The sequence below is a fragment of the Duncaniella sp. genome, from assembly GCF_029056165.1.
Taxonomy (GTDB): Bacteria; Bacteroidota; Bacteroidia; order Bacteroidales; family Muribaculaceae; genus Duncaniella.
In genome coordinates this window covers 1-23,072 of record NZ_JAIDBW010000010.1, presented here as the reverse complement: position 1 = coordinate 23,072, position 23,072 = coordinate 1, and the positions used below count along the sequence as shown (strand labels likewise).

Below are 23,072 nucleotides of genomic sequence, written 5' to 3'. Positions count from 1 at the left end.
ACACAGTATCATTAGGTGTAATGTGACGGTTGATGTGATTTGGTAGCTTTTTATTTCAGCTCAAACGGGACTATTGCGCGGATGTCGGTGGATGACGAGCCGATATAGGCGCGGAATTTACCGGGTTCGGCAATCCATGAAGCCGTGGCAGGATCATAGAACTTCAAAGCGTCAGGGCTGACTGTGAAGTTAACGGTCTTTTCCTCGCCGGGTGCAAGTTCGATCTTCTCAAAGCCTTTGAGTTCCTTGACCGGACGCAGTACAGAAGCCTTTTCATCACCGATATAGAGCTGTACGGTCTCCTTTCCGGCAGTCGTGCCGGTGTTTCTTACCGGGATAGTTATAGTGAGTGATTCGTCCTTTCCGATCGTTTTGGCGGATGCGACAGGCTTGCCGTAGTCAAAAGTCGTGTAGCTGAGGCCGTGTCCGAAAGGATAGCGAGCTGGGATTTTCTTAGTGTCATGCCAGCGGTAACCCACGAGGATATCCTCAAGATACTCTTCTCTGATTGAATCACCCGGATAGGCTATTGTTCCGAAACTGTGCGCACTGTTGTCCTCAAGTCTGACCGGGAAAGAGAAGGGGAGTTTGCCGGAGGGATTGACCTTTCCGCTGATGACGTTGCCAATGGACTTTCCGGCCATTGAGCCGAGATACCATGCCTGTGCGATGGCGGGAACTTCGGATGCCCAAGGCATTTCGACGGCGTTGCCACTGAGCAGCATGACGATCAGGTTGGGATTGACCTCGCTCAACTCTTTGATAAGTTCCGGTTGGCCGTAGGGGAGGGCATAGCCCTCACGATCGGCTGCCTCGCAGTCCTGAAGATGATTTTTGTTGAGACCGCCGACGAAGATCACCACTTCTGCATCGCGGGCCATTGCGATAGCTTCAGCCCGGAGTGAATCCTGAACAGAGGCCGGGATCTCCTCGACGTTGGAATACATGGGTCGGCCGGCACGGTAACCCTGAGCATATTTAACCTTGTCGCCGTAGATGGTACGCAGACCTTTGAGCGGTGTGACGTTGTCCTTCACTTTAAGTTCGGATGAACCGCCTCCTTTCATCAGATCGCGTGTGGCGTTGTCGCCCACAACGAGTATGGATTTCACATCGGGCGAGAGCGGCAGCAATGGATTTCCACCTTTGACTGTAGGATCGTTTTTCAGCAGGACTATAGCCTCATTGCCTATGGCTTCAGCGACGGCATAATGTTCGGGCGATGCTACAGATCCGAGCGGTTTGCTGCGGCGCATTGCCGTCAGGAAGTTCAGACGGAGCAGACGGCGGGTCTTGTCGTCGAGGGTTGAGGCCGGAACTTCATCTTTTTGGATCATTTCGAGATATGGGCGGGCCATATAGTAATCATCTGTCGTAAATTCGGATTCCGATGTCAGACCGTTTGTGTGTGATCCCATTTCAAGGTCGAGACCGTAGAGGGCTGCTTCGCGGGTGTCGTGTGCTCCACCCCAGTCTGTGATCACTACCCCTTTGTAGCCCCAGTCATCTTTGAGGATCTTGTTTAGCAACATTTCATTATGGCAGGCGTGCTGTCCGCGGATCTTGTTGTATGCACCCATTATGCTCCAGCTGTCACCCTCGGTCACAGCACTCTTGAAAGCCGGCAGATAGATTTCGTGTAGGGCGCGGTCGCTGAGACGGACATCGATATGGCCACGCCATTTCTCCTGATTGTTGAGTGCGAAGTGCTTCACACAGGCTGCCACACCGTTCTGCTGCATACCCTTGATGTAGGGGACAACGAGCACAGATGCGAGATAAGGATCTTCGCCCATATACTCGAAGTTGCGCCCGTTTAGCGGTGTGCGGTATATGTTGATCCCCGGACCGAGCATCACATCCTTTTCGCGGTAGAGGGCCTCCTCGCCGAGAGCATTGCCATAGGCATGGGCGAGAGTCGGATTCCACGTCGCTGCAAGTGCGGTGAGAGCCGGAAAGGCGGTGATCGAGTCATTGGTCCGCTTGGAGTAGCCCCAGTCGTTCCAGTTGATCTCTGCACGCACTCCGTGAGGCCCGTCGCTCATCCAAAGATCCGGAATGCCGAGACGCGCCACTCCGGGTGACGAGAATTTGCCTTGCGCGTGGATCATGTTGATCTTTTCCTGCATTGTCATTCGTGAGAGGGCATCCTCCACACGTTCGTCAAGCGGACGCGACTCGTCCTGATATATGGGTGTTCCGGCATTTACTGTCATTGAGGCCGTGAGCAGTGTCACGGCGGTGGCAAGTGTATGTAGAGACTTCATATCTTGATATTTATACTTATTTTAAAGCTGTTGTCAATGGCTGTCGCGGACGGTTGTCGTTGGCATTGATTGTTATTGTTGACGGGCGAAGGGCGGGTGAGGTTGCGCGCACGGTTATCGGCCCTTCCTCGCCGGTGCTCTGTACTATAAGCATGGCTTTGCCGTAAAAAGCCTTGCGGTCATCGGCTTTGAAGCGTTCGGAAGATACTGGAGATCCGTTATCGACACCGGCATTGAATCCTGCTCCCGAAACGTCAAACGAAATCTGATCCTCAGCCCATGGACACAGATTGCCCTCCCGGTCTGTCACCTCCACCAATACATAGCTCAGATCACTTCCGTTTGCCGTGATCATCGCACGGTCGGGAGTCAGACGGATAGCGTATGGCTGGCCAGCCGTGCGTATGGTCTGTTCAGCCACCTTGTGTCCGTCCTTCCGGCTGATGGCTTTAACCGTTCCCGGCGTGAACCGTACCCTCCATGCGGCGTGATATTTCCCCGGTTCGGGGTGGCGTATGCCCTGCGACTCGCCGTTGATGAACAGTTCGACTTCATCGGCATTGTTGTAGTAGGCCCACAAGTCGATCTCCTGACCCTCCTCCCAGTTCCAATGGGGGAAGATGTGCAGGACATTCTTGTCGGGACGCCACTGCGACTGATACAGATAATATATATCCTTCGGGATTCCGGCAAGATCAATTATGCCGAAGTAGGAGCTACGTGCCGGCCAACCGTAGGGAGTCGGTTCACCGAGGTAATCGAAGCCGGTCCAGATGAACTGTCCGGCAATGAAATCCTTCTCATTTACATGTCGGAGTGTCCCCTCATGGGAATTACCCCAAGGCACATGGCAGTTGTCGTATGACGAGCAGGCGAGCGACGGATCTTTGAAAGCCTTGTCCCAGCGTTTTGGCCAGATGTACATGCTGTCCGACGGCATTCGGTAGTAACCGCGTGTCATAAGCCCCGAAACACTTTCTGTGATGATGAAGGGGTGATGAGGAAACCATTTCGGGACTGAATCAAACCAGTCATCGTGATAATTGTAACCGATTATGTCGAGCGCACCCGAACGGAACAGGTGGTTGCCGGGTTTGGGTTCATTACATCCGGCGGTGACCGGCCGTGATGGATCAAGTTCACGCACCATTCCGGCAAGTTTTTTCGTAAGGAGCGAATTGACGCTCATATTTCCGTTTTCGGAAGCAAGCATATCCTTGCCGTGTCCGAAATTAAGGATCAGGTTGGCCTGTTCAAGCGAAAGAGTGTCGGCCTTTGCATCGCGCCACTGTTCGAGGACTTCATTACCGATGCTCCACATTATCACCGACGGATGGTTGCGGTCACGGCGTATCAGATCGGTCAGGTCGCACTCATGCCATTCGGGGAAGTAGCGCGCATAGTCGTGGCGGGTCTTGCGCTTGCGCCACATGTCAAAAGACTCGTCCATGACAAGTATGCCCATGCGGTCACAGAGGTCGAGCACTTCAGGTGCGGGAGGGTTGTGTGACGCGCGGTAGGCGTTGCAGCCCATTTCTTTCAATATCTCAAAGCGGTGCTCGATAGCGCGGGTGTTGACGGCAGCTCCGAGTGCTCCGAGGTCATGGTGCATACACACCCCGTTGATCTTCATCGGTTTTCCGTTCAGCGAGAAGCCGGAGGCCGGATCGAAGTTGAAATACCGGAGACCAGTGGTGGTGATATAGGAGTCGAGCAGTTCGCCTGTAGAACTGTCGGAAATAAAAGTGGCGATGGTGTAGAGATAAGGGTCATCCGTGCTCCAGAGATGGGGTCGGGTTACATTGATAGTCCCCTTGACTTTGGTGTCGGGATGCTTTTTTTCAATCTTCACTGTCTCTATGTCCGTGCGTCCGATCATTTTGCCTTCGGCATCCATTAAGGTCGAATAGATGCTTACTGAAACCGGCTTCTTGGTCGTGCTTACGATCTCGGTGTCTATCTCGATGCGGGCGGTTGAGTCGTTGACCTCTGGGGTCGTTATCTGCTGACCCCATAAGGGGATGTGGATGTCGCTGAGAGCGCGCAGCCACACGTTGCGATAGATGCCGCAACCGCTGTACCATCGTGAATTGGGTTGCTCTGCGTTATCGACACGGACGGCAATCACATTCTCACCATCGCCGTTGAGATAGGGAGTGATGTCATAGCTGAAAGATGCGTATCCGTAAGGCCGGGTTCCGAGCTCATGACCGTTGACATAGACAGTCGTGTTCATGTACGATCCGTCGAAGTCAATGAATATATTCCTGTCGCGCTCCTGCGGTGAGAGGGTAAAGGTCTTGCGATACCATCCTACGCCGCCGGGTAGCGCGCCGCCACCCGGCCCGGAGGGGTTATCCTCACTGAAATCCCCTTCGATCGCCCAGTCATGGGGGAGTCGGAGTTTCCGCCACGAACTGTCGTCAAAATCGGGTGTGGCCATTTCAGGTGAGTCAGCGAGGATAAATTTCCATCCGTCGTTGAAACTGCGTGCACGCGGATCGGCTGCTATCGCGCAGAAAAAGAACGAAGCTGCTACACACAGGAGGCAAAGCAACAGAGCTGTGTTGAACTTTTTGCTTACGGTTGTCATGGTATTGCAGATGTTTCGGACGGTCAGAGTTTTATGGTTTTCGCAGAACCGTTGTAGGCAACCTCGATGCCTTTATTGTCACGACCATAGCCGACGGGATGATCCTTCGAAACTTTTATGATGTTGAAACGGCGGTTGCGCAGCATACCGGGGAATTGTCCTGCGCGTTCGCCTATCGTAAGTGTCTGCCTTTCATCATTCCATTTGAGCGGGATCACGGCATAGCGACCATCCTCGTAATTATAGTTGACATTCTCATCTTCATAGAGCATGAACTCTCCGTTTTGTCCGGCATAGACATAAAGATTGATGACGTCCGCAGGTTTTTCATCGCTCCATTGGAGTGCCGGACCGAAGGGAATGATCGATCCAGCACGGACAAAGAGCGGAATCCGCTCGTAGGGAGCGGCGACATTGACTGTCTGCCCCCCATTGATCTCCTTCCCGGTATAGAAGTCATACCAGTCAGTGCCCTCTGGGAAATATACTTCGCGCGACTTAGCTCCGTAAGTATAGACCGGGGCTACGAGCAGGGCAGGACCGAACATGTACTGGTCGCCGATGTTGAGCGTGGTTTTGTCGGATGTGAAATCCATCACCATCGGTCGCATGATCGTGTAATCGTTGAAGTGAGTCAAGGCAGCCAGTGAGTAGAGATAGGGCATGAGATCATAGCGGAGATTTGTATAGTAGATGACCGATTTATAGGCCGGATGATTTTCAGGTGCGATATTGAAAATCTCGCGGTAGGGCCACTGTCCGTGTGCGCGGAACAAGGGTGCGAATGCCCCGAACTGATACCAGCGTGTGTTCAGCTCGCGCCACTCCTTCAGGTCGGCATTTTCATTTCCGGTCTTGTTATACTCCTTCTGTGCGGCGACATAGCGGTCCTCGACACAGAAGCCGCCGATATCCATGCTCCACCAAGGTATGCCCGACGATGCAAAGTTGAGACCTGCGGAGATCTGCGCCTTCATGTCCTCCCAGCGGGTGGCGATGTCACCGCTCCATGTCGCCGTTGAGTAACGCTGCTGTCCGGCGAAACCTGAACGTGTGAGGAGAAAGACACGATTGTCATTGATGGCGCGTTGCCCGTCATAGATGGCCTCGGCGTTCATCAGACCGTAGGCGTTGAAATATTTTGTCGATGGACCGAGGGCTGTCGGAGTGATGAGATCCTTACGGTATTGGAGATCGGTGCAGTCACGGATGTTGGGCTCGGATGCATCCATCCACCATGCGTCCATTCCGAGCGGCACGTAATGATCCTCGATCTGTTTCCAGAACAGCTTGCGGGCATCGGGATCGTAGGCATCGTAGAACGAGCCGAGATAGCCCGGTCCTACCCAATCACGTATGCTGTCCTTGACGGGAAGCTGATACATCCATCCGTTTTTATCAAATTCCTTGTAGTGATCGGTGGTCACATAGAATTTCGGCCATACGGAGATCATCACACGTCCGTGCATGTCATGTATGGTATCGACCATTCCTTTCGGATCGGGGAAACGGTCGCGGTCAAACTCGTGACTTCCCCATGCGTCCTGCTTCCAGTGAAGCCAGTCGATGACAATGTTGTCGATGGGTATGTTGCGTTTCCTGAACTCCGCGAGCGTCGAGAGCACTTCCTTCTGTGTGTTGTATTTCTCGCGGCTCTGCCAGTAACCGAGCACCCACTTGGCCATGATCGGAGCTTTGCCGGTGAGCGTGCGGTAACCGCTGATCACTTCGTCCATATCCTCACCGTAGATGAAATAGTAGTCGATCTGATCCTGCATCTCGCCCCACCAGCTCATGTCGAGCTGACTGTCTTGCCCGACAGGAGAATAGACACGCAGTCCGCAGTAGGCCACAGATCCGTTGGGACGCCAGTCTATTTTTATGGGTACGCGACGGTCCTTTTCAAGCTCGACGGAAAATTTGTAGGAATTGGGATTCCACGCTGTGCGCCAGCGTTCGGGCACTACTTCCTTTCCGTCTATATAGACTGACATGTATCCCGAATAATAGAGGTTGAATTTGAATTCGCCGCTTTCCGACGGCTCGATCCCACCCTCGTAGGTAATGTGTGAGCCATTGTATCGGAAATCCTGCGGGAGATTGACCACATGCTTCAGCTCCTTGCGGATGAGATGTTCGAAATAGATGGAATCCTCGCGCTGGATGAGTGTCTCCTCCTCCGGCTTTGCGGGGACGTATGTGCCGGTCAACGCTCCCTCCTTACCATCCTTATCATAGAGCCTGAAGACTTCTCCGAGCTGTTTGTATGGTTCGGGATTGCCGAATCGGCAGAGTGAGTAGCTGTCCCAGAGAATACCGTAATTATCTGTCGATATAATGAAGGGAACTGAAACTTTTGTGTTGTACTGGAAAAGCTCTTCGTTGCGTCCCTTGTAGTTGAATTCGTCACTTTGATGTTGGCCGAGACCATAGAGACCCTCTTCCTCGTTGAGCGATTTGAATACCTGCCGGACAGTGTAGCCTTTCGTTCCTTCAACCTCTATCGGAGAGAAAGAGCGTCCGCCGTCAGCCTCTGCTGCTATCAGCTTGCCATAGCTGTCATAAAACTTCACGTCACCGCTTTCAAGGCTGACTGTCGCTGTGACGGATGAGGTTATGACCGAGACTGTGGAATCTGTCTCCGTTACTGCATACTCTGTAGGTGATTTCTGCGGGACGGTTATCAGGCTATTGTCTTCGGCGAATTTTCTGTCCGGAGTGGCGGATACGCGGATGATACGGTCGCCAAGCACTTGCAGACGTACTTTCCTGACGGAGTTTTCAGTGGTAGGGGAGAGGTTGACGGTAACGCCGAGATCAGTTTTTTCGACTCTTTCAGGCGTACAGGCCAGCAAGAGCAGACCTACGGCAGATATGGCAGCAAAAAGACGGGGTTTCATTGACGTGGTGGTGCTGAATGGTATTTTTTTTAAGGGTTGGGATTACTATCGAATGCAAAGGTATGGAATATTTCCGTAACGCAGGGTGACGGGTATCAGGAAAATGAGATTTAAGGTAGGATCTGACGACGCGATTTTATGCCTTCACGGCAGAAGTCTTGCCTCCATTGCTCTGATAGACCGACGGTAATACACCGAACTCCTCCCTGAAATATTTACTGAAATATTTAGGATTATTGTAGCCGAGCTGAAAGGCTACCTCCGATACAGTCATTTTGCTTTCGAGTAGCATTTCAGCTCCGCGTTTCAGCCGGATCTGACGGATAAATTCTATCGGTGTCTTTCCGGTAGTGGCTTTCAGTTTCTTGTAGAGATGCACACGACTCATGCCGAGATGTCCGCTGAGTTCCTCGACAGATAGATCCGGACGCTTAATGTTGCTTACCACATAATCCACAGCCTTATTATAAGTGCTCTCGTCAAGCGGCGGGATCTTTATGGAATCGGTTTCGGTGTTTACCGGAGTTTCGATGTCTGCCGCAGGGGTGGATAGTTCAGCCGTTGGGATCTCTTCCTGCGCGCCGTCATCGCTTCCATTCTCAGGATTTTCTATCACCTGCGTATCTTGATCATTACCATCATTAATCCGGCCGCAGTCTCCGGCGGGGATGCGATCGACATCCATATTTATACGTGAAAGCAGGTCGGAGGCATTTTTGAGCGCGAGGGTTATTAATTGGCGGCGTTCGTCTCCATCCGGAGATTTGAGTGAATCTTCAAGTGACGTGATGATCTGAGTGACCGTAGGGCGTAGTTCCGAATCAAGTTTTCGGGCGAAACGGCGACGTTCGAAATGACGGATGAGGATGAGGGACAGACTGACGATAACTATGATTACACCGATACATATAAAGATATACCCGCTTCCGGAACTCATGGACCGGTCCGCGGCCATGACCACGACGGGGAGCAGGATGGATATGATGAGAAGAAGTAATCTCATTGAATGGACATTTAAGGTTTAGGTTTGCAGTCACAAAGTAAACTAATGTGTGGCTAATATGCAAATATGAAAAACAATATTACACTCCTTGCCGTTTGATTTTTGATGACACACACTCATTTTGCCGGATGTGTGCATCACCTCACGTTTAAATTTTTTATATATGACTATGATGCACACTCTACAGATCATTGGCCTTTCAGGAGTCGTGATATTAATGACAGCCTGCGGCAAGGTGTCCGCCCGACAGCAGGAAACTTCTGAATCTGCTTCCGTTGCGGCGGTTGCCGCGCGGCCAGACAGCCTGTCGCTTGAACTGCCGTCGATCCCCGCGACCATCTCCGCTCCGGAGGATATGGCCGGATTCATCGCCATACATTTTTGGGACAACCTTGATTTCGCAGATACTTCGAAGTCCCTGCAAATGCCTTTCATGGAGCAGAATTTCGTGGAGTATCTGTCGATAATGCCCGCGGTGATGTCGGCTGATCGCGTGACAGCATTCCAAGAACTGATCAAAAGGGCATCGGTCACTCCTGAAACGCGGGCTCTCATCATCACGCTTGGGGAGAGATACCTCGGTGATCCTGATTCACCGATGAAGAATCAGGAGTACTATGCCGACTTCCGTAAGGCCGCCGGGCTGGAAGATTGAGAGTAAGATGTAGGATGGGTAGATGTGTCAAGATAGACAGATCCAAAATGTAGCTGTGTCTGAATGGATAAACAACTCCATGCTGATTTTGACACAGGATCACCGACGTATCTTCGTCGCTATTCAAATTCCTTTCGCAGTTCAATGAATCTGGCGAGAGTCGCTTCCGAGATACGTGCCATCGATCTCTCAACCTTTTCCATCGGTTTCCGCTTCATGTCACCGCTCTTTGAATAGAATTTGTCCGCGTAGCACACGAGGCGTTCGAGCTGCGTAGCAGGCAGATAGTCACGGTCGGTCGGGAGCGGGAGGTGCTGATCGCGTATGTCCTCAGGTGTTATTCCAGCTCCGGTGTGACGTTCGGCCACCGACGCATCCCTCTCCGGCATCCCTTCCTTGCGGAGCAGATCCGCGCCGAGGACTCCGTGGAGTATGTAAGGTTCATCTCCATGACACTCTATGCCGGGAGCATCCGTAAGAAATACACCTATGTCGTGAAGCATCGCCGCTTCCTCGATCTCCTTAGGGTCGAGATCGAGATGCTTGTCCGCAGCTATCTCAAGAGCCAAGTCGGCTACTGACCGGCAGTGGCGCATATAAATATCCCGCAGGGGTGAGCCTGCGGGATAATATTTGTCAATGATGTCCTGATAGTTCATCCGTGGGGTTATTCTACGATTGTACACCATCCGTGCTTGTCCTCGATCTCGCCGAGCTGGATGCCGCGGAGAGTGTGGTAGAGTTCGGTAGTGATAGGGCCGGGTTCTCCGTTTTTAGATACGATATACTTCTCGCCTGTGTCAAGATCATGGATCTCACCGACGGGCGATGCGACAGCTGCTGTTCCGACGGCTGCTGCTTCGTCGATATCCTTCAGTTCGTCAACAGTGATGTGTCGGCGTTCCACCTTCACACCCATATCCTCGGCGAGCTGCATGAGGCTCTTGTTGGTGATCGAGGGGAGGATAGAGTTGGAAGCTGGAGTGATATACACGCCGTCCTTGATAGCCATGAAGTTGGCCGGACCGCATTCGTCGAGATACTTTTTCTCTTTCGGATCAAGATAGAGCACTGCCGAGTAGCCGAGTTCGTGGGCATGTTCGCCGGCGGTGAGCGATGCGGCATAGTTGCCTCCGACTTTCCACAGGCCGGTACCGTTGGGGGCTACGCGGTCATACTGACGCATGATGCAGATGTTGGTGGGCTTGAATCCGGTCTTGAAATACGGGCCGACGGGTGTCACGAGGATCATGAACAGATACTCGTTGGCAGGTTTCACACCGACCTGAGCCGAAATACCGAGTTCGAGCGGACGGATATAGAGCGATGCGCCTGAGCCGTAGGGGGGCACGAAGCGTTCGTTGAGTTTGACCACTTTCATCACCATCTCCTTGAATTTTTCTTCGGGCAGCGGTTCCATGAGGATACCCTTGGCCGATTCGCGGATGCGGCGCGCGTTTTCTTCGAGACGGAACACACGGATCTTGCCGTCCTTTCCACGGAAAGCCTTCAGCCCTTCGAAGATCTCCTGACCGTAGTGCAGGCAGGTGGCGGCGATGTGGAGATTGATCTCCTCGCTTTGCGACACTTCTATCTCACCCCACTTCCCGTCGCGGAAGTAGCAGCGTACGTTGTAATCTGTTGGGATGTAACCGAATGAAAGGTTCCCCCAGTCCAATTCGTTGTTCATTTTGTTGTGTGCAGTTTAGTTGTTTTCTGCAAAATTACTATAAAAAGCGCAATATACTAAGTAAAACCGACGGAAATTTTTCAAATTGTTATGCTTGTCATGCTTGTTGAATAAGTAACGCGGCTCCTTATTGACGGACAGTGCTGAAAACGGGCTTGAAATCCCCGTTTTAAAGCCCGAATTTTAACATTTGAGCGTTAAAACTAACAAAATGCCATTAATTTCATCGATTTTAGCGTTAAATTCAAATTTTATTAGGATTATTATGAAAAAAAGTATTAATTTTGCGAATCCTACGTTAAAAACACTGAATACATAGTGATTTTAGTGGATATCCGTAAATATTGCAAATAATAGAAATTTTAACCAATTTATTGTTTCACAGTGTATATGAGAAAAACCCTCTTCATGCTTATAGTCATGATACTCGCAGGTATCGGACTTTCAGCAGCTCAGACGCGTAAAGTGTCGGGCGTGGTAATATCGGCTGATGATCAAGAGCCGATCGTGGGTGCGACCGTCACAGTCAAGGGAACGAAGACCCAGACTGTCACCGACATAGACGGTTTGTTTACAATTTCAGCCCCCCCTACTGCTAAATACCTTGTAGTCACCTATATAGGTATGAAGCCCGCCGAAGTAGCGATTACTGACGGCAAAATGAATATCGAGCTTTCAAGCTCAGCCGAGGAACTCGGCGAAGTTGTGGTTACCGGTATGACCAAGATGGACAAGCGTCTCTTCACCGGTGCTGCTACAAAGATTGACGCACAGGATGCCCGCATCGGCGGTATGGCCGATATCAGCCGAAGCCTTGAAGGACGTGCTGCCGGTGTATCGGTTCAGAACGTGTCAGGTACTTTCGGTACAGCTCCCAAGATCCGTGTGCGTGGTGCCACTTCTATTTATGGTAGCTCCAAGCCTCTTTGGGTTGTCGATGGTGTGATCATGGAGGACGTGACCAACGTGTCTGCCGATGATCTTTCATCCGGTAACGCCGAGACCCTTATATCATCAGCTATCGCCGGTCTTAATGCCGACGACATCGAGAGCTTCGACATCCTCAAGGACGGTTCAGCCACTTCTATATATGGTGCGCGCGCGATGGCCGGTGTGATCGTCGTGACCACAAAGAAAGGTAAGGCCGGACGCAATTCACTTACCTACAACGGTGAGTTCACCATGCGCCTGAAGCCCAGCTACAGCACTTTCAACATCATGAACTCGCAGGATCAGATGGGCATCTATCAGGAACTTGCGAATAAGGGTTATCTCAACTATGCTGAGATCGCCAATGCATCGTCAAGCGGTGTCTATGGCAAGATGTATCAGCTCATCTCCGAATATGATGCAACTTCCGGTCAGTTCGGTCTTGCAAATACTCCTGAGGCCCGTGCCCAGTATCTGCGCGAGGCTGAGTACCGCAACACTGACTGGTTCGACCAACTGTTCTCTACATCGGTGATGCAGACACACTCTATCTCGCTATCATCCGGTACAGAAAAGGCTCAGCACTATGTATCTGCATCGGCTATGTATGATCCGGGATGGTACAAGCAGAGCAACGTTCAGCGTTACACCGCCAACCTTAACTCAAACTTCAATATCTCCGACAAGGTTGCCTTGAACCTTATCAGCAACGCTTCTTTCCGTAAGCAGAAAGCTCCCGGCACACTCGGAAGCGAGACCGATATGGTGACCGGCGAGGTGAAGCGTGACTTCGACATCAACCCCTATTCATATTCAATGAATACGTCGCGTACGCTTGACGCCAACACCTTCTATACACGTAACTATGCACCCTTCAACATCCTCCATGAGCTTGAGAACAACTACATGAAGCTTGGTGTCTCCGACTTCCGTCTCACCGGCATCCTCACCTACAAGCCCATCAAGAAGGTTGAACTTTCACTCCTCGGCGGTGTGCAGAACACCTCTACTTCGCAGGAACATTTCATCCTCGATGACTCAAATCAGGCTCAGGCTTACCGCGCTATGCCTACTCAGGCCATCCGCGACAAGAACCCCTTCCTCTACACTGATCCTGACGATGCATTCGCTCTCCCCGTATCGATCCTCCCCAACGGCGGTATCTATGAGCGCGCCGACCGCAGCATGTTCAAGTGGGACATGCGCGCCGCTGCACGCTACAACGACGTATTTGCTGAAAAGCACATCGTCAACTTCTACGCCGGTATGGAGACCAACTCTGTCAACCGTCACTCTACATGGTTCCGCGGCTGGGGTATGCAGTATGCGATGGGCGAAGTCGCCAACTATGCCTACACCGCCTTCAAGCGCGGTAAAGAGGAGAATACCCAGTACTACACCCTCACCAATACCCGCGAGCGCAGTGTCGCTTTCTTCGGTAACGCTACTTATTCTTACCAAGGCCGCTACACCCTCAACGGTACTCTCCGCTACGAAGGTACCAACTCGCTCGGTAAGAGCCGCAAATCACGCTGGCTGCCTACATGGAACGTTTCGGGTTCATGGAACGCACATGAGGAAGAGTTCTGGAGCGATCTCAACCCCACATGGAGCCACCTTACTCTCAAGGCTTCTTACTCACTCACCGGTGACCGTCCTTCGGTCAGCAACGCATACGCCGTAATCGGCTCAAAGAACCCTTGGCGTCCTACCGCCGGCGTGACTGAAAGCGAACTTTACGTGAGCCAGCTTGCCAATCAGGATCTTACCTACGAGAAGAAACACGAGCTTAACCTCGGTCTCTCAACCGGTTTCCTTGACAACCGTATCAACGTGGAGTTTGACTGGTACAGACGTAACAACTATGACCTTATCGGTCTTGCAACCACTCAGGGTATCGGTGGTGAAATCGACAAGTTCGGTAACATCGCTTCCATGCGCTCTCACGGTGTCGAGCTTTCGCTCACTACCCGCAACATCGTGACAAAGGACTTCACTTGGACCACCAACCTCATCTATTCTCACAACAAGAACAAGGTGACCGACCTCAAGACCACCAAGCGAATGATGGAGCTTATCTCAGGTAGCGGTTTCGCTCAGCAGGGCTATCCCGTCCGCTCACTCTTCTCTATTCCTTTCATGGGTCTTAATGAAGAGGGTCTCCCCACCTTCCTTGATCAGGACGGCAATATCTCAACTACTGGTATCTACTTCCAGACATCCGATCCTGAGAAGCTCAACTTCCTTGAGTACTCCGGTAGCATTGATCCGACCGACGTAGGTTCGTTCGGCAACATCTTCCGCTACAAGGATTTCACCCTTAATGTCTATGTCACTTACTCTTTCGGCAATGTGGTTCGTCTCGATCCTGTGTTCAAGAAGGAGTATAACGACCTTACCGCTCACACTAAGGAATTTGCCAACCGTTGGACAGTCCCCGGCGACGAGAACAAGACCAACATCCCTGTTATCGCATCAAAGCGTCAGAACAAGAACGATACTTATCTCGCCTACGCTTACAATGCATATAACTACTCTACCGCACGCGTAGCAAAGGGTGACTTCATCCGCATGAAGGAAATCTCACTGGCTTATCAAGTTCCCCAGAAGGCCGTAAGTGCCCTCCGTCTTTCAAGCGCAATGCTGAAGCTTCAGGCCACCAACCTCTTCCTGATCTATGCCGATAAGAAGCTCAACGGTCAGGACCCCGAATTCTTCAACACCGGTGGTGTCGCAGCTCCTACTCCCAAGCAGTTTACGCTTACAGTGAACCTCGGTTTCTAATCAATTCATGAAAAGAATCTAAACAATGAACAAATATATAAAATACGCTTTCGCACTTGCGTTGCCCACTGTTGCGCTGACTTCGTGTGACGATTATCTCGACACGATGCCCGACAACCGTGCAACCCTCGATAGCGAAACCAAGATCAAGAGTATTCTCGTTTCCGCTTACGTCGAAAAAGAATTTGCATGGGTCAACGAAATGTCATCGGACAACTGTGATGACATCGGCGGTCCGCAGAACCCCAATACAAGCCGCTGGATGGACGACACTTTCGCTTGGAAAGATGAATCCGAGGACACCAACGAATCGCTCAATGACTACTGGGAAGCAAGCTATGTAGCCATTGCCGCAGCAAATGAGGCACTCGTCGCAATCGAGGAACTCGGCGGTGCGGATGCATCCTCAATGTTGTCCGAACTCAAGGGTGAGGCTCTCCTTTGCCGTGCCTACAATCACTTCATCCTCGCCAACCTCTTCTGCAAGCCTTGGACTCAGAATGCCGCTCAGGATCTCGGCCTTCCCTACATGGATCACCCTGAAACCCAGCTCCAGCCTCAGTATCAGCGCGGAAATCTCGCCGATTTCTATGCCAAGATCGAAAAGGATCTCATTGAAGGCGTGGAGCGCGTAGGCGATTCGTACTATGACGTGCCCAAGTATCACTTCAATCAGAAGGCTGCCTACGCTTTCGCCGCTCGTTACTTCATCTACACCGAGCAGTGGGAAAAGGCCATCGAGTATGCCAACCGCTGTCTTGGCAGCGATGCAAGAGCTATGCTCCGTAACTGGACATCTTTCGGAAGTCTCCCCAAGACAAATCAGGTTCAGCCCAATGCGTTCATCTCAACCACTGAGAACTGCAACCTTCTCCTTCAGACCGCCTATTCGCGTATCGGTGTAGCTTTCGGTGCATATTCCAACTATAGCCGCTACAGCCATGGTCAGCACCTCGCGCTTAACGAGGACTACCGTGCATCGAACATCTACGGTACGACTCCGACTGGTATCTACGGTACTTATACCGGATCGAACTTCGACAAGTCCATTATCCGCAAGTGTGCCTACCTCTTTGAATACACTGACCCGGTGGCTGGTATCGGTTATGCCCACACGGTGATTCCCGTGCTGACTGCTGATGAAACCCTCCTCAACCGCGCCGAGGCTTACATCATGCTCAACCGCTATGACGAGGCTTGTGCCGACCTCACCGCTTGGAGCCAGAACCTGTCAGGCCGCACCACAGTGCTTACTCCTTCATCGGTAACCACATTCTACAACGGTAAGACCTATTGCTACGACGATGCCGATCAGATCAAGTCCGGCATGAAGAAGCACCTTAATCCTGCATTCGCCATCGAAGAGGAAGGTTCAACTCAGGAGTGTATGCTCCAGTGTATGCTTGCATTCCGCCGCATCGAGACCCTCCACAATGGTCTCCGCTGGTTTGACGTCCGTCGTTACGGCATCGAGATCCCCCGCCGTGTGCTCAACGCGAGCGGTAATCCCGATCACAAGACCGACTGGCTTGCCAAGGATGATCTCCGTCGTACTTATCAGGTGCCTCAGAAGGTGCGTGATGCCGGCTTCGAAGCCAACCCCCGTTGATCTGTCAGATAATTAAAACTAAAAATTCAAAGATCGATTACAATGAAATATAATAAAATATTCGGATTGGCCCTCTTGGCTGTAACCGCTGCAGGATTCACCGCCTGCTCATCTGACGATCCCGATACGGGAGTGACGGTCATCACATCGGGCAATACCGAAAAGACTCCGTTTGACCTTTGGCTTACCAACAATTTCAATAAGCCTTACAACATTGACTTCAAGTATCGCTACGAGGATATTGAAGGTGACTTCGACTACTATCTCGTCCCCGCCCGCTATGAGGATGCCGTAACGATGGCTCACCTTGTGAAATATCTTTGCGTGGAGACTTACAACGAGGTTGCCGGTACTGACTTCACCTGCCGTTACTTCCCCAAGATGTTCTATACGGTGGGCGAGTGGGAGTACAAGAACAACGGTACTTTCATCCTCGGTACTGCCGAGGGCGGTCGTAAGATCTTCCTTGCAGGTCTTAATTACCTTCCCGATTGTCTGGGTGATGCCGATGCTCTGAACTACTATTATTTCAAGACCATCCACCACGAGTTCACCCATATCCTCAACCAGACCAAGACGATGCCGGTAGCTTTCCAGACTGTTACCTACGACGGTTATGTAGGCGACATGTGGAGCGAGCCTCCTTACAATTCCGGTTATCTCAATAACGGATTTATTTCAGCTTATTCCCAGCATTCCTATGGTGAGGATTTTGCCGAAATGCTGTCAATCTACATCACAAATCCCGCTTCATACTGGAACGAGACTCTGGCTAAGGCTTCGACCGATGCTCAGGCGGCTCTCAATCAGAAACTCGATATTGTGCGCGATTATATGAAATCGAACTTCAATATCGATATCGATGAGCTCCGCGACGTGTTGCAGCGTCGTCAGGCAGATGTAGTTGCCGGTAAAGTTGATCTCTCGGATGTTTCTGTTAATTAACCAATCATCTAAAAGAAAATTATCATGCGATTAAATAAAATATATCTTCCTGTCCTGATTGCATTTGTAGCCATGACGCTCCAGTCATGTCTGAAGGATCAGGATGACGTTTTCGACAAGCCGTCAAGTGTCCGTATGCAGGAGTATCTCAATGACACCAAGGAAGTACTTGTAAGTTCTGAAAACGGTTGGTTGTTAGATTATTTCCCTGATAGAGACCTCTCTTACGGTGGTTTCCTCTATGCGTTGAAGTTTACAAACGAGAATGTGACCATCGCTTGTGATCTGGCTCCGGCCACGTTCGAGACAAGCCTTTATAAGTTGTGTGAGGATAACGGCCCGACACTGTCGTTTGACTCTTACAATTCTCTGATGCACTACTTCGCCACTCCATCATCAGGCAACTATGAGGCTCTTGACGGTGACTTCGAGTTCATGATCATGGACGTAACCAAGGATCTCATCACTCTCCGTGGCAAGCGCACAGCCAACACCATGTATCTCCGCCGTCTCGATTCCGACATGCAGGCTTACATGGCTGCTGTTGATGCCTCAAGCGAAAATCAGTTCTTCACTCAGGCTGCAGGTAAGATCGGATCGGCTGCTGCTACCGCAGCGTTTGATCTTGACATTCACCGTCTTTCGATCACGCTTGATGCTCAGCCAGATGTCACTTACAGTGAATTCTTCTTCTTCACTCCCGAAGGACTCCGTCTGAACAATCCGATTGAAATCAACGGTGCTGCAATCACTGCTCTTAGTTTCGACAGCGACACCAATGTCTATAGCGGTAGCGATTCAAACGGCAATAATATAGTTCTGACAGCCAAGCTTCCCGACAACTATGCGCTTATCGACGAATTTGAGGGCGAATTCACATTCACATTCGGTAGCGGAAGCGTCGATGTCACCCTCGTTCCCAACAAGGAGACAGGCGTGGTTATGATCAAGGGCATTTCACCCGGATTCGACCTTGAGGCTTCCTACAATAAGTCATACGGCTGTCTCAATCTTTGCGCGCAGACTGTATATTCAAGCAATGAGTTCCTTATTATCTTCGGTGCCGGAACCTCTTCAGGCTTCTACACAGGTGCTGCAGGTGTATTCTTCATTAAGGATACGGCAAATCCCACCACTTACCTCGCTACTCCTGACAATAAGGCTAATTCTGCTGACGCTAACTGTAACTTTATTTTGGTTCAGTATGACGGTGACAGCTATTATCTCGCACCCTCGCCGTGGCGAATCAACAACACGTATGATATTTCCGGCGTGAAGTCAATCACTAAGAAATAATCACCGGTAAAAAAGTTTATTAAAAAAACTTCGACAAGAAAATGAAAAAGATATATAAATCCATATTTTTCACCATCTTCGCAGGCTTGAGCGTTGCATCGTGTGACAACTATGAAGCTCCGGCGATTACTTCTGATCCGGCTGTCTCTATTGTTGGCCGCGACACCGATTTCCCTGCATCTGCATCGACAGGTACTATCCAGTTCAAGGCCGACGGACCTGTGACTGTAACGACCTCCAACGAGTGGCTCTCGGCCACTGTTGAAGGCGATGAGATCAAGGTGAGCTGTACGCAGAACAATTCGCTCGAAAGCCGTTCGGGCATCATCACCGTGAAATGCGGTGAGAAAACCACTGAGATCTCGATCATTCAGGAAGGTGTGATCTTCCAGCTCGGCGAAGGTGCTGACAATATTAAATTTACCGCCGGAAAGGCGACCCAGACCATTCTCGTGAAGAGCAATGTCCCCGTGGAGATTGCTTCGGAATATGAATGGCTCTCAGGTGATTTCAATGACGGAGTCATTACCATTAATGTTGATGACAATATCAGCCTTGATGACCGCACCGGTAGCCTCAAATTGATCTGTGGCAATACTGAGAATGAGCTTAGCGTTACTCAGTCCGGTATCTCTTATCCGATCTTTGACCGTACCGAATGGTATCCCACTGATGCAAAGACCCGTTACAATCTTGACTATCCGTTTGATAAGGATATTGAATATAGCTCTACTGATCCTGAAATGCTTACCTACGAGTGGGACAAGGAGAAGAAGAAGCTCTATATCAATACAGAGAAGAACGAGACCGGCCATCTCCGCACAGGTAGTTTCACTTACACCATCGGCCCGAAATCAGGTTCGATGTGGGTTCACCAGTGCGATTTCACAAAAGATCTTGTTTCAGAAGAATACAATCTCTATTTTGTCGATCCTTCCGATGGCAAACTGTACTATATGCCGGCTGTTGTAAAATGGCCATTATTTAAGAAGATCGAACTTCCGACTTTGGGACTCGAATTCGTGATCGATTACAGTACAACAGATCATACCATTTCGTTTACCGGCGGAGTGGCTTGCGGTCAGTATCGTAACTATGAAGTCTTTACTACCATGGGCTTTACGATGGATGGCAGGTCATCGGTTACTTGGTCAACTGATGCAGCGGTCAAGGCTCTTCCGCTGTATGAGTTCGATGCTGACGACAATGTAGGCTATACTACTGCTGAATTTGAGGATGCAGGTACATATACCTACCCGATAAGCGAAATAGTGCTTACAGCTTTCACTTCTACCACACTCTCGTCTGACACTTATGCAGGTTCACTTATGCGTATGGTAGATCCCTTCCTCGTGCGTGTTCATGAAGTAGCCGGTGAAGAAGCTCCCGCAGCTGCTCCTGCGAAAGCTCCGAAATTTAACAAGGCTGCTCTCCGTGATGCCAAGCCCGCTGCTCCCGTGCTCAGCAAAAATGAGGATATGATTCTCTGCCGTTGAGAGTCACTCAACATTTTCCTGAAAAAGAAAAAGTAATACGACATATCTATTTTCAGACCTCGCCCCGACCGACCGGTTATGGCGAGGTCGCTTTTTTTGTTTCTGCGGATTTTTGTTACCTTTGCAATATTCTTATTCATCGCATCCCCCCTTTGTATCATGAAAAATTTAATCATTGCGCTTGTCGCTATCCTCTTTTCAGTATCTGTGTCGGCAACGGGTGTAGAGTCGCTTGACACCCGACGCACGCTTCTGCGTGACAGTATCCTCGGAAATATTCATGGGGCTACCATCCCGGAGATGACGGTTGACATCATGAAGTTCGGAGCTAAACCCGATGGAGTGAAGGACTGTCTGCCTGCGTTCAAAAAGGCCATGGCGAAGATTGCGAAGGCCGGAGGTGGCCGCATCAACGTCCCGGCCGGGATATATTACCTCCGCGGTCCTTTGATGCTCACGAGCAATCTGTGCATCAATCTTGAGGCCGGGGCTACGCTGCGTTTCGATCCCGATCCTGAATTGTATCCCGTGGTCAACACTTCGTGGGAAGGCACGTATCTCTACAATTATTCCCCCATGATCTATGGCTACGGTCTCCACGACGTGGCTATCACCGGTGAGGGTCTTATCGACGGCAATGCCATGACCACCTTTGCCACATGGCGCAAGGATCAGAAACCTGCACAGCAGCGCAGCCGCGACATGAACCATCAGGGAGTCCCGGTAGGGGAGAGGCGTTTCGGTAAGGGCGACTGGCTTCGTCCGCATCTCATTCAGCTCTATGGCTGCACGCGTGTCACGCTCGAAGGCTTCAAGATGATCAATTCACCCTTCTGGTGCGTGCATCTTCTCCAGTGTGAAGACGCTGTCTGTCGTGGTCTCCGCTATGATGCCAAGCTCGTCAACAATGACGGTATCGATCCCGAATCGTCGCGCAACATTCTCATTGAGGATATCCATTTTGACAACGGTGACGACAATATTGCCATCAAGAGCGGACGCGACAACGATGGCTGGACCACGGCTAAACCGTGTGAGAATATCGTGATCCGCAACTGTCATTTCAAGGGGCTTCACGCGGTGGTGATCGGTAGCGAGATGTCGGGAGGTGTGCGCAATGTCATCATCGAGGACTGTGACTATGCCGGCTATTGCAAGCGCGGTCTTTATGTCAAGACCAATCCGGATCGCGGCGGTTTCGTCAGCGGTATTTTTGTCAAGAACTGCAAGTTCGGCAATGTCGAGGATCTCTTTTACGTCACGAGCCGCTATGCAGGGGAGGGGCTTGACAGCGATCATTATTCGCTCGTGACGGACATACATGTCGATGGCATGACATGCGACAAAGCCTCGGCCGCCGCGCTTGTCCTCCAAGGCACTTCCTCACGGCCTATAACCGACGTGAGCTTCGATAATGTGACTGTCGGTGAAGCCGTCACCGGTATCAGTTTCAGCGATGCCGTCGGTGTGACGTTTGGCACATGTCACATCGGCCCCGCTGCCACCACCCCCACACAAGTCACCCCTAAGGACAAAATCTTTGAAAAATAACCCCTTAACCCCGAAATTGATAAAACGGCCAAGGAACTTATAAAATCCACCGATATTTAAACAAACCGTCAATACACGGCTCTCTCATTTAGAAATGCTTTGATTTTTCAATGTTCGTGAGCAGTAGTTGGTTAGAAACCACTTCTCACTTCTTTCAAAAAAGCTTCTATATAATATTCAAATGTAGTCTGGACAGTAACCATCGCATACCTAAGGCATTGCTACGCTCAGTCAAAGTTAAATGAAAGAGCCGTGTCATTAATGAGCCATTACCGGTTGAACCTGCGGTGAATAAAATTCACCCTAAGCCCAATAAAAATTGCCGTAAACACTTGTAAAAACAAAAAAAGATTTCTACCTTTGTACCCACAAAAGCCCAGGTGGCGGAATGGTAGACGCGCTCGTTTCAGGTGCGAGTGCTGCGAGGCGTGCAGGTTCGAGTCCTGTTCTGGGCACAGACAAAGCGAGATAACTCATTGAGAGCTCAATAGTTATCTCGCTTCTTTTTATTTTTACGTGCATATTACGTGCAAAAGGCCTATATTTTGCCTGCAAATACGCACAGACGGCATTAGAGATTACTCCCCTACATTATTCTCCTCGAAGCATCATCTACCCTAATGTAGTCTACTGAGAACTCTTTACACTTGCGACGAGCCTGACGAGAAGATGCCACACTGTAAGGACTATATTTTTCGTATATATCCAGACCTCTTCCGGGAACGATACGCCACCCGTCATCGGTCGTTATAGCACGGTCGTGGAAGTCTCTGAAGGTATAGTCAAACTCGATACCATATTCTACAAGGTCGTCCTTGATGTCATCAAGACGATCTATTAGTTCGGGTATTTTTTCCTCTTCTTCAGAAGTATAGAGTTTAATCTTCAAACCCTCAACCGACTCTCTGGTATCAATGAGCATCGTGATGAACTCCATCAGATTCTTAACCTGCCATGAAGCCCTGATATACGGATCCTCGACAACTATCTCTTTTGCGTTTGCCAGATAAGGGGCAAATAACTTTTCATAGGTTACACCAGTCTGCCCCATTCTAAAGGAAAGGGTCTTTTGACGTGTGTCTGCAATCCTCTTTCGCTTGGATTTGGGCGTTTCAGCAGGAGGCTCAGCGTTATTTGCCGAAGTCGTATTGTCGTTGGATTCCTCCGTAGAATGCGTTTCTTCTGCCTCATCAGAGGTTTCCTCTACGACTTCATCAATGTTGTTGCTGATACGTTCAAGGGTATCAACGGTTTTTATCTCGCCATGCTGTTTGAGCAGTTCATACTTGAATATCGGCGACACATTGAGGCAAGTCTCGGATAAAAAAAAAAGTCTCTCTCTTTTACACATCT

The 23,072-nt window shown here is 50.5% G+C and carries 13 protein-coding genes, 1 tRNA gene and 1 pseudogene; 8 read left to right on the top strand and 7 right to left on the bottom strand.

What is annotated here, in order from left to right:
- Positions 1 to 50: 50 nt before the first annotated feature.
- From K2G41_RS01640 to K2G41_RS01625, 4 genes and pseudogenes are all read right to left on the bottom strand, one after another.
- Complete coding sequence (locus tag K2G41_RS01640) at positions 51 to 2,216, bottom strand: glycoside hydrolase family 3 C-terminal domain-containing protein (RefSeq protein ID WP_300113662.1); 2,166 nt, start codon at positions 2,214 to 2,216, stop codon at positions 51 to 53.
- Positions 2,217 to 2,283: 67 nt separating this feature from the next.
- On the bottom strand, positions 2,284 to 4,860 hold the full coding sequence (locus tag K2G41_RS01635) for a glycoside hydrolase family 2 TIM barrel-domain containing protein (protein WP_300113499.1): 2,577 nt from the start codon (positions 4,858 to 4,860) through the stop codon (positions 2,284 to 2,286).
- Between the two features lie 23 nt (positions 4,861 to 4,883).
- A complete protein-coding gene (locus K2G41_RS01630) occupies positions 4,884 to 7,760 on the bottom strand; it encodes a TIM-barrel domain-containing protein (protein ID WP_300113496.1) in 2,877 nt (958 codons plus the stop codon).
- A gap of 136 nt (positions 7,761 to 7,896) precedes the next feature.
- A pseudogene (locus K2G41_RS01625) lies at positions 7,897 to 8,223 on the bottom strand (helix-turn-helix transcriptional regulator); the annotation flags it as partial.
- Between the two features lie 709 nt (positions 8,224 to 8,932).
- Here K2G41_RS01625 and K2G41_RS01620 point away from each other — a divergent pair.
- Positions 8,933 to 9,418 carry a DUF5106 domain-containing protein gene (locus K2G41_RS01620; RefSeq protein WP_300113493.1) on the top strand — a complete coding sequence of 162 codons (486 nt, stop codon included), beginning with the start codon at positions 8,933 to 8,935 and terminating at the stop codon, positions 9,416 to 9,418.
- Between the two features lie 119 nt (positions 9,419 to 9,537).
- On the opposite strand, the gene K2G41_RS01615 is transcribed toward K2G41_RS01620, so the two are convergent.
- Both K2G41_RS01615 and K2G41_RS01610 read right to left on the bottom strand, forming a co-directional pair.
- On the bottom strand, positions 9,538 to 10,077 hold the full coding sequence (locus K2G41_RS01615; RefSeq protein ID WP_300113490.1) for an HD domain-containing protein: 540 nt from the start codon (positions 10,075 to 10,077) through the stop codon (positions 9,538 to 9,540).
- Positions 10,078 to 10,085: 8 nt separating this feature from the next.
- Complete coding sequence (locus K2G41_RS01610) at positions 10,086 to 11,108, bottom strand: branched-chain amino acid aminotransferase (protein WP_300113487.1); 1,023 nt, start codon at positions 11,106 to 11,108, stop codon at positions 10,086 to 10,088.
- Between the two features lie 390 nt (positions 11,109 to 11,498).
- On the opposite strand from K2G41_RS01610, the gene K2G41_RS01605 reads away from it, so the two are divergent.
- The 7 genes from K2G41_RS01605 (at position 11,499) to K2G41_RS01575 (ending at position 22,174) form a co-directional block, all read left to right on the top strand.
- Positions 11,499 to 14,822: a SusC/RagA family TonB-linked outer membrane protein gene (locus K2G41_RS01605; RefSeq protein ID WP_300113484.1), complete on the top strand. Its 3,324-nt coding sequence runs from the start codon at positions 11,499 to 11,501 to the stop codon at positions 14,820 to 14,822.
- A gap of 25 nt (positions 14,823 to 14,847) precedes the next feature.
- Positions 14,848 to 16,431, top strand: coding sequence for a RagB/SusD family nutrient uptake outer membrane protein (locus K2G41_RS01600; RefSeq protein ID WP_300113482.1), 1,584 nt, complete (start codon positions 14,848 to 14,850; stop codon positions 16,429 to 16,431).
- Positions 16,432 to 16,473: 42 nt separating this feature from the next.
- A complete protein-coding gene (locus K2G41_RS01595; protein WP_300113479.1) occupies positions 16,474 to 17,376 on the top strand; it encodes a putative zinc-binding metallopeptidase in 903 nt (300 codons plus the stop codon).
- A 24-nt stretch (positions 17,377 to 17,400) separates the two neighbouring features.
- Positions 17,401 to 18,672, top strand: coding sequence for a DUF4302 domain-containing protein (locus tag K2G41_RS01590; RefSeq protein WP_300113476.1), 1,272 nt, complete (start codon positions 17,401 to 17,403; stop codon positions 18,670 to 18,672).
- A gap of 41 nt (positions 18,673 to 18,713) precedes the next feature.
- Positions 18,714 to 20,168: a BACON domain-containing protein gene (locus K2G41_RS01585; protein ID WP_300113473.1), complete on the top strand. Its 1,455-nt coding sequence runs from the start codon at positions 18,714 to 18,716 to the stop codon at positions 20,166 to 20,168.
- 156 nt (positions 20,169 to 20,324) lie between these two features.
- A complete protein-coding gene (locus K2G41_RS01580) occupies positions 20,325 to 21,719 on the top strand; it encodes a glycoside hydrolase family 28 protein (protein WP_300113659.1) in 1,395 nt (464 codons plus the stop codon).
- Between the two features lie 374 nt (positions 21,720 to 22,093).
- Positions 22,094 to 22,174: transfer RNA gene (locus K2G41_RS01575), tRNA-Leu, on the top strand.
- Between the two features lie 131 nt (positions 22,175 to 22,305).
- Here K2G41_RS01575 and K2G41_RS01570 read toward each other — a convergent pair.
- A partial coding sequence (locus K2G41_RS01570) for an MIT C-terminal domain-containing protein (protein ID WP_300113470.1) occupies positions 22,306 to 23,072 on the bottom strand: 767 nt, incomplete at its 5' end.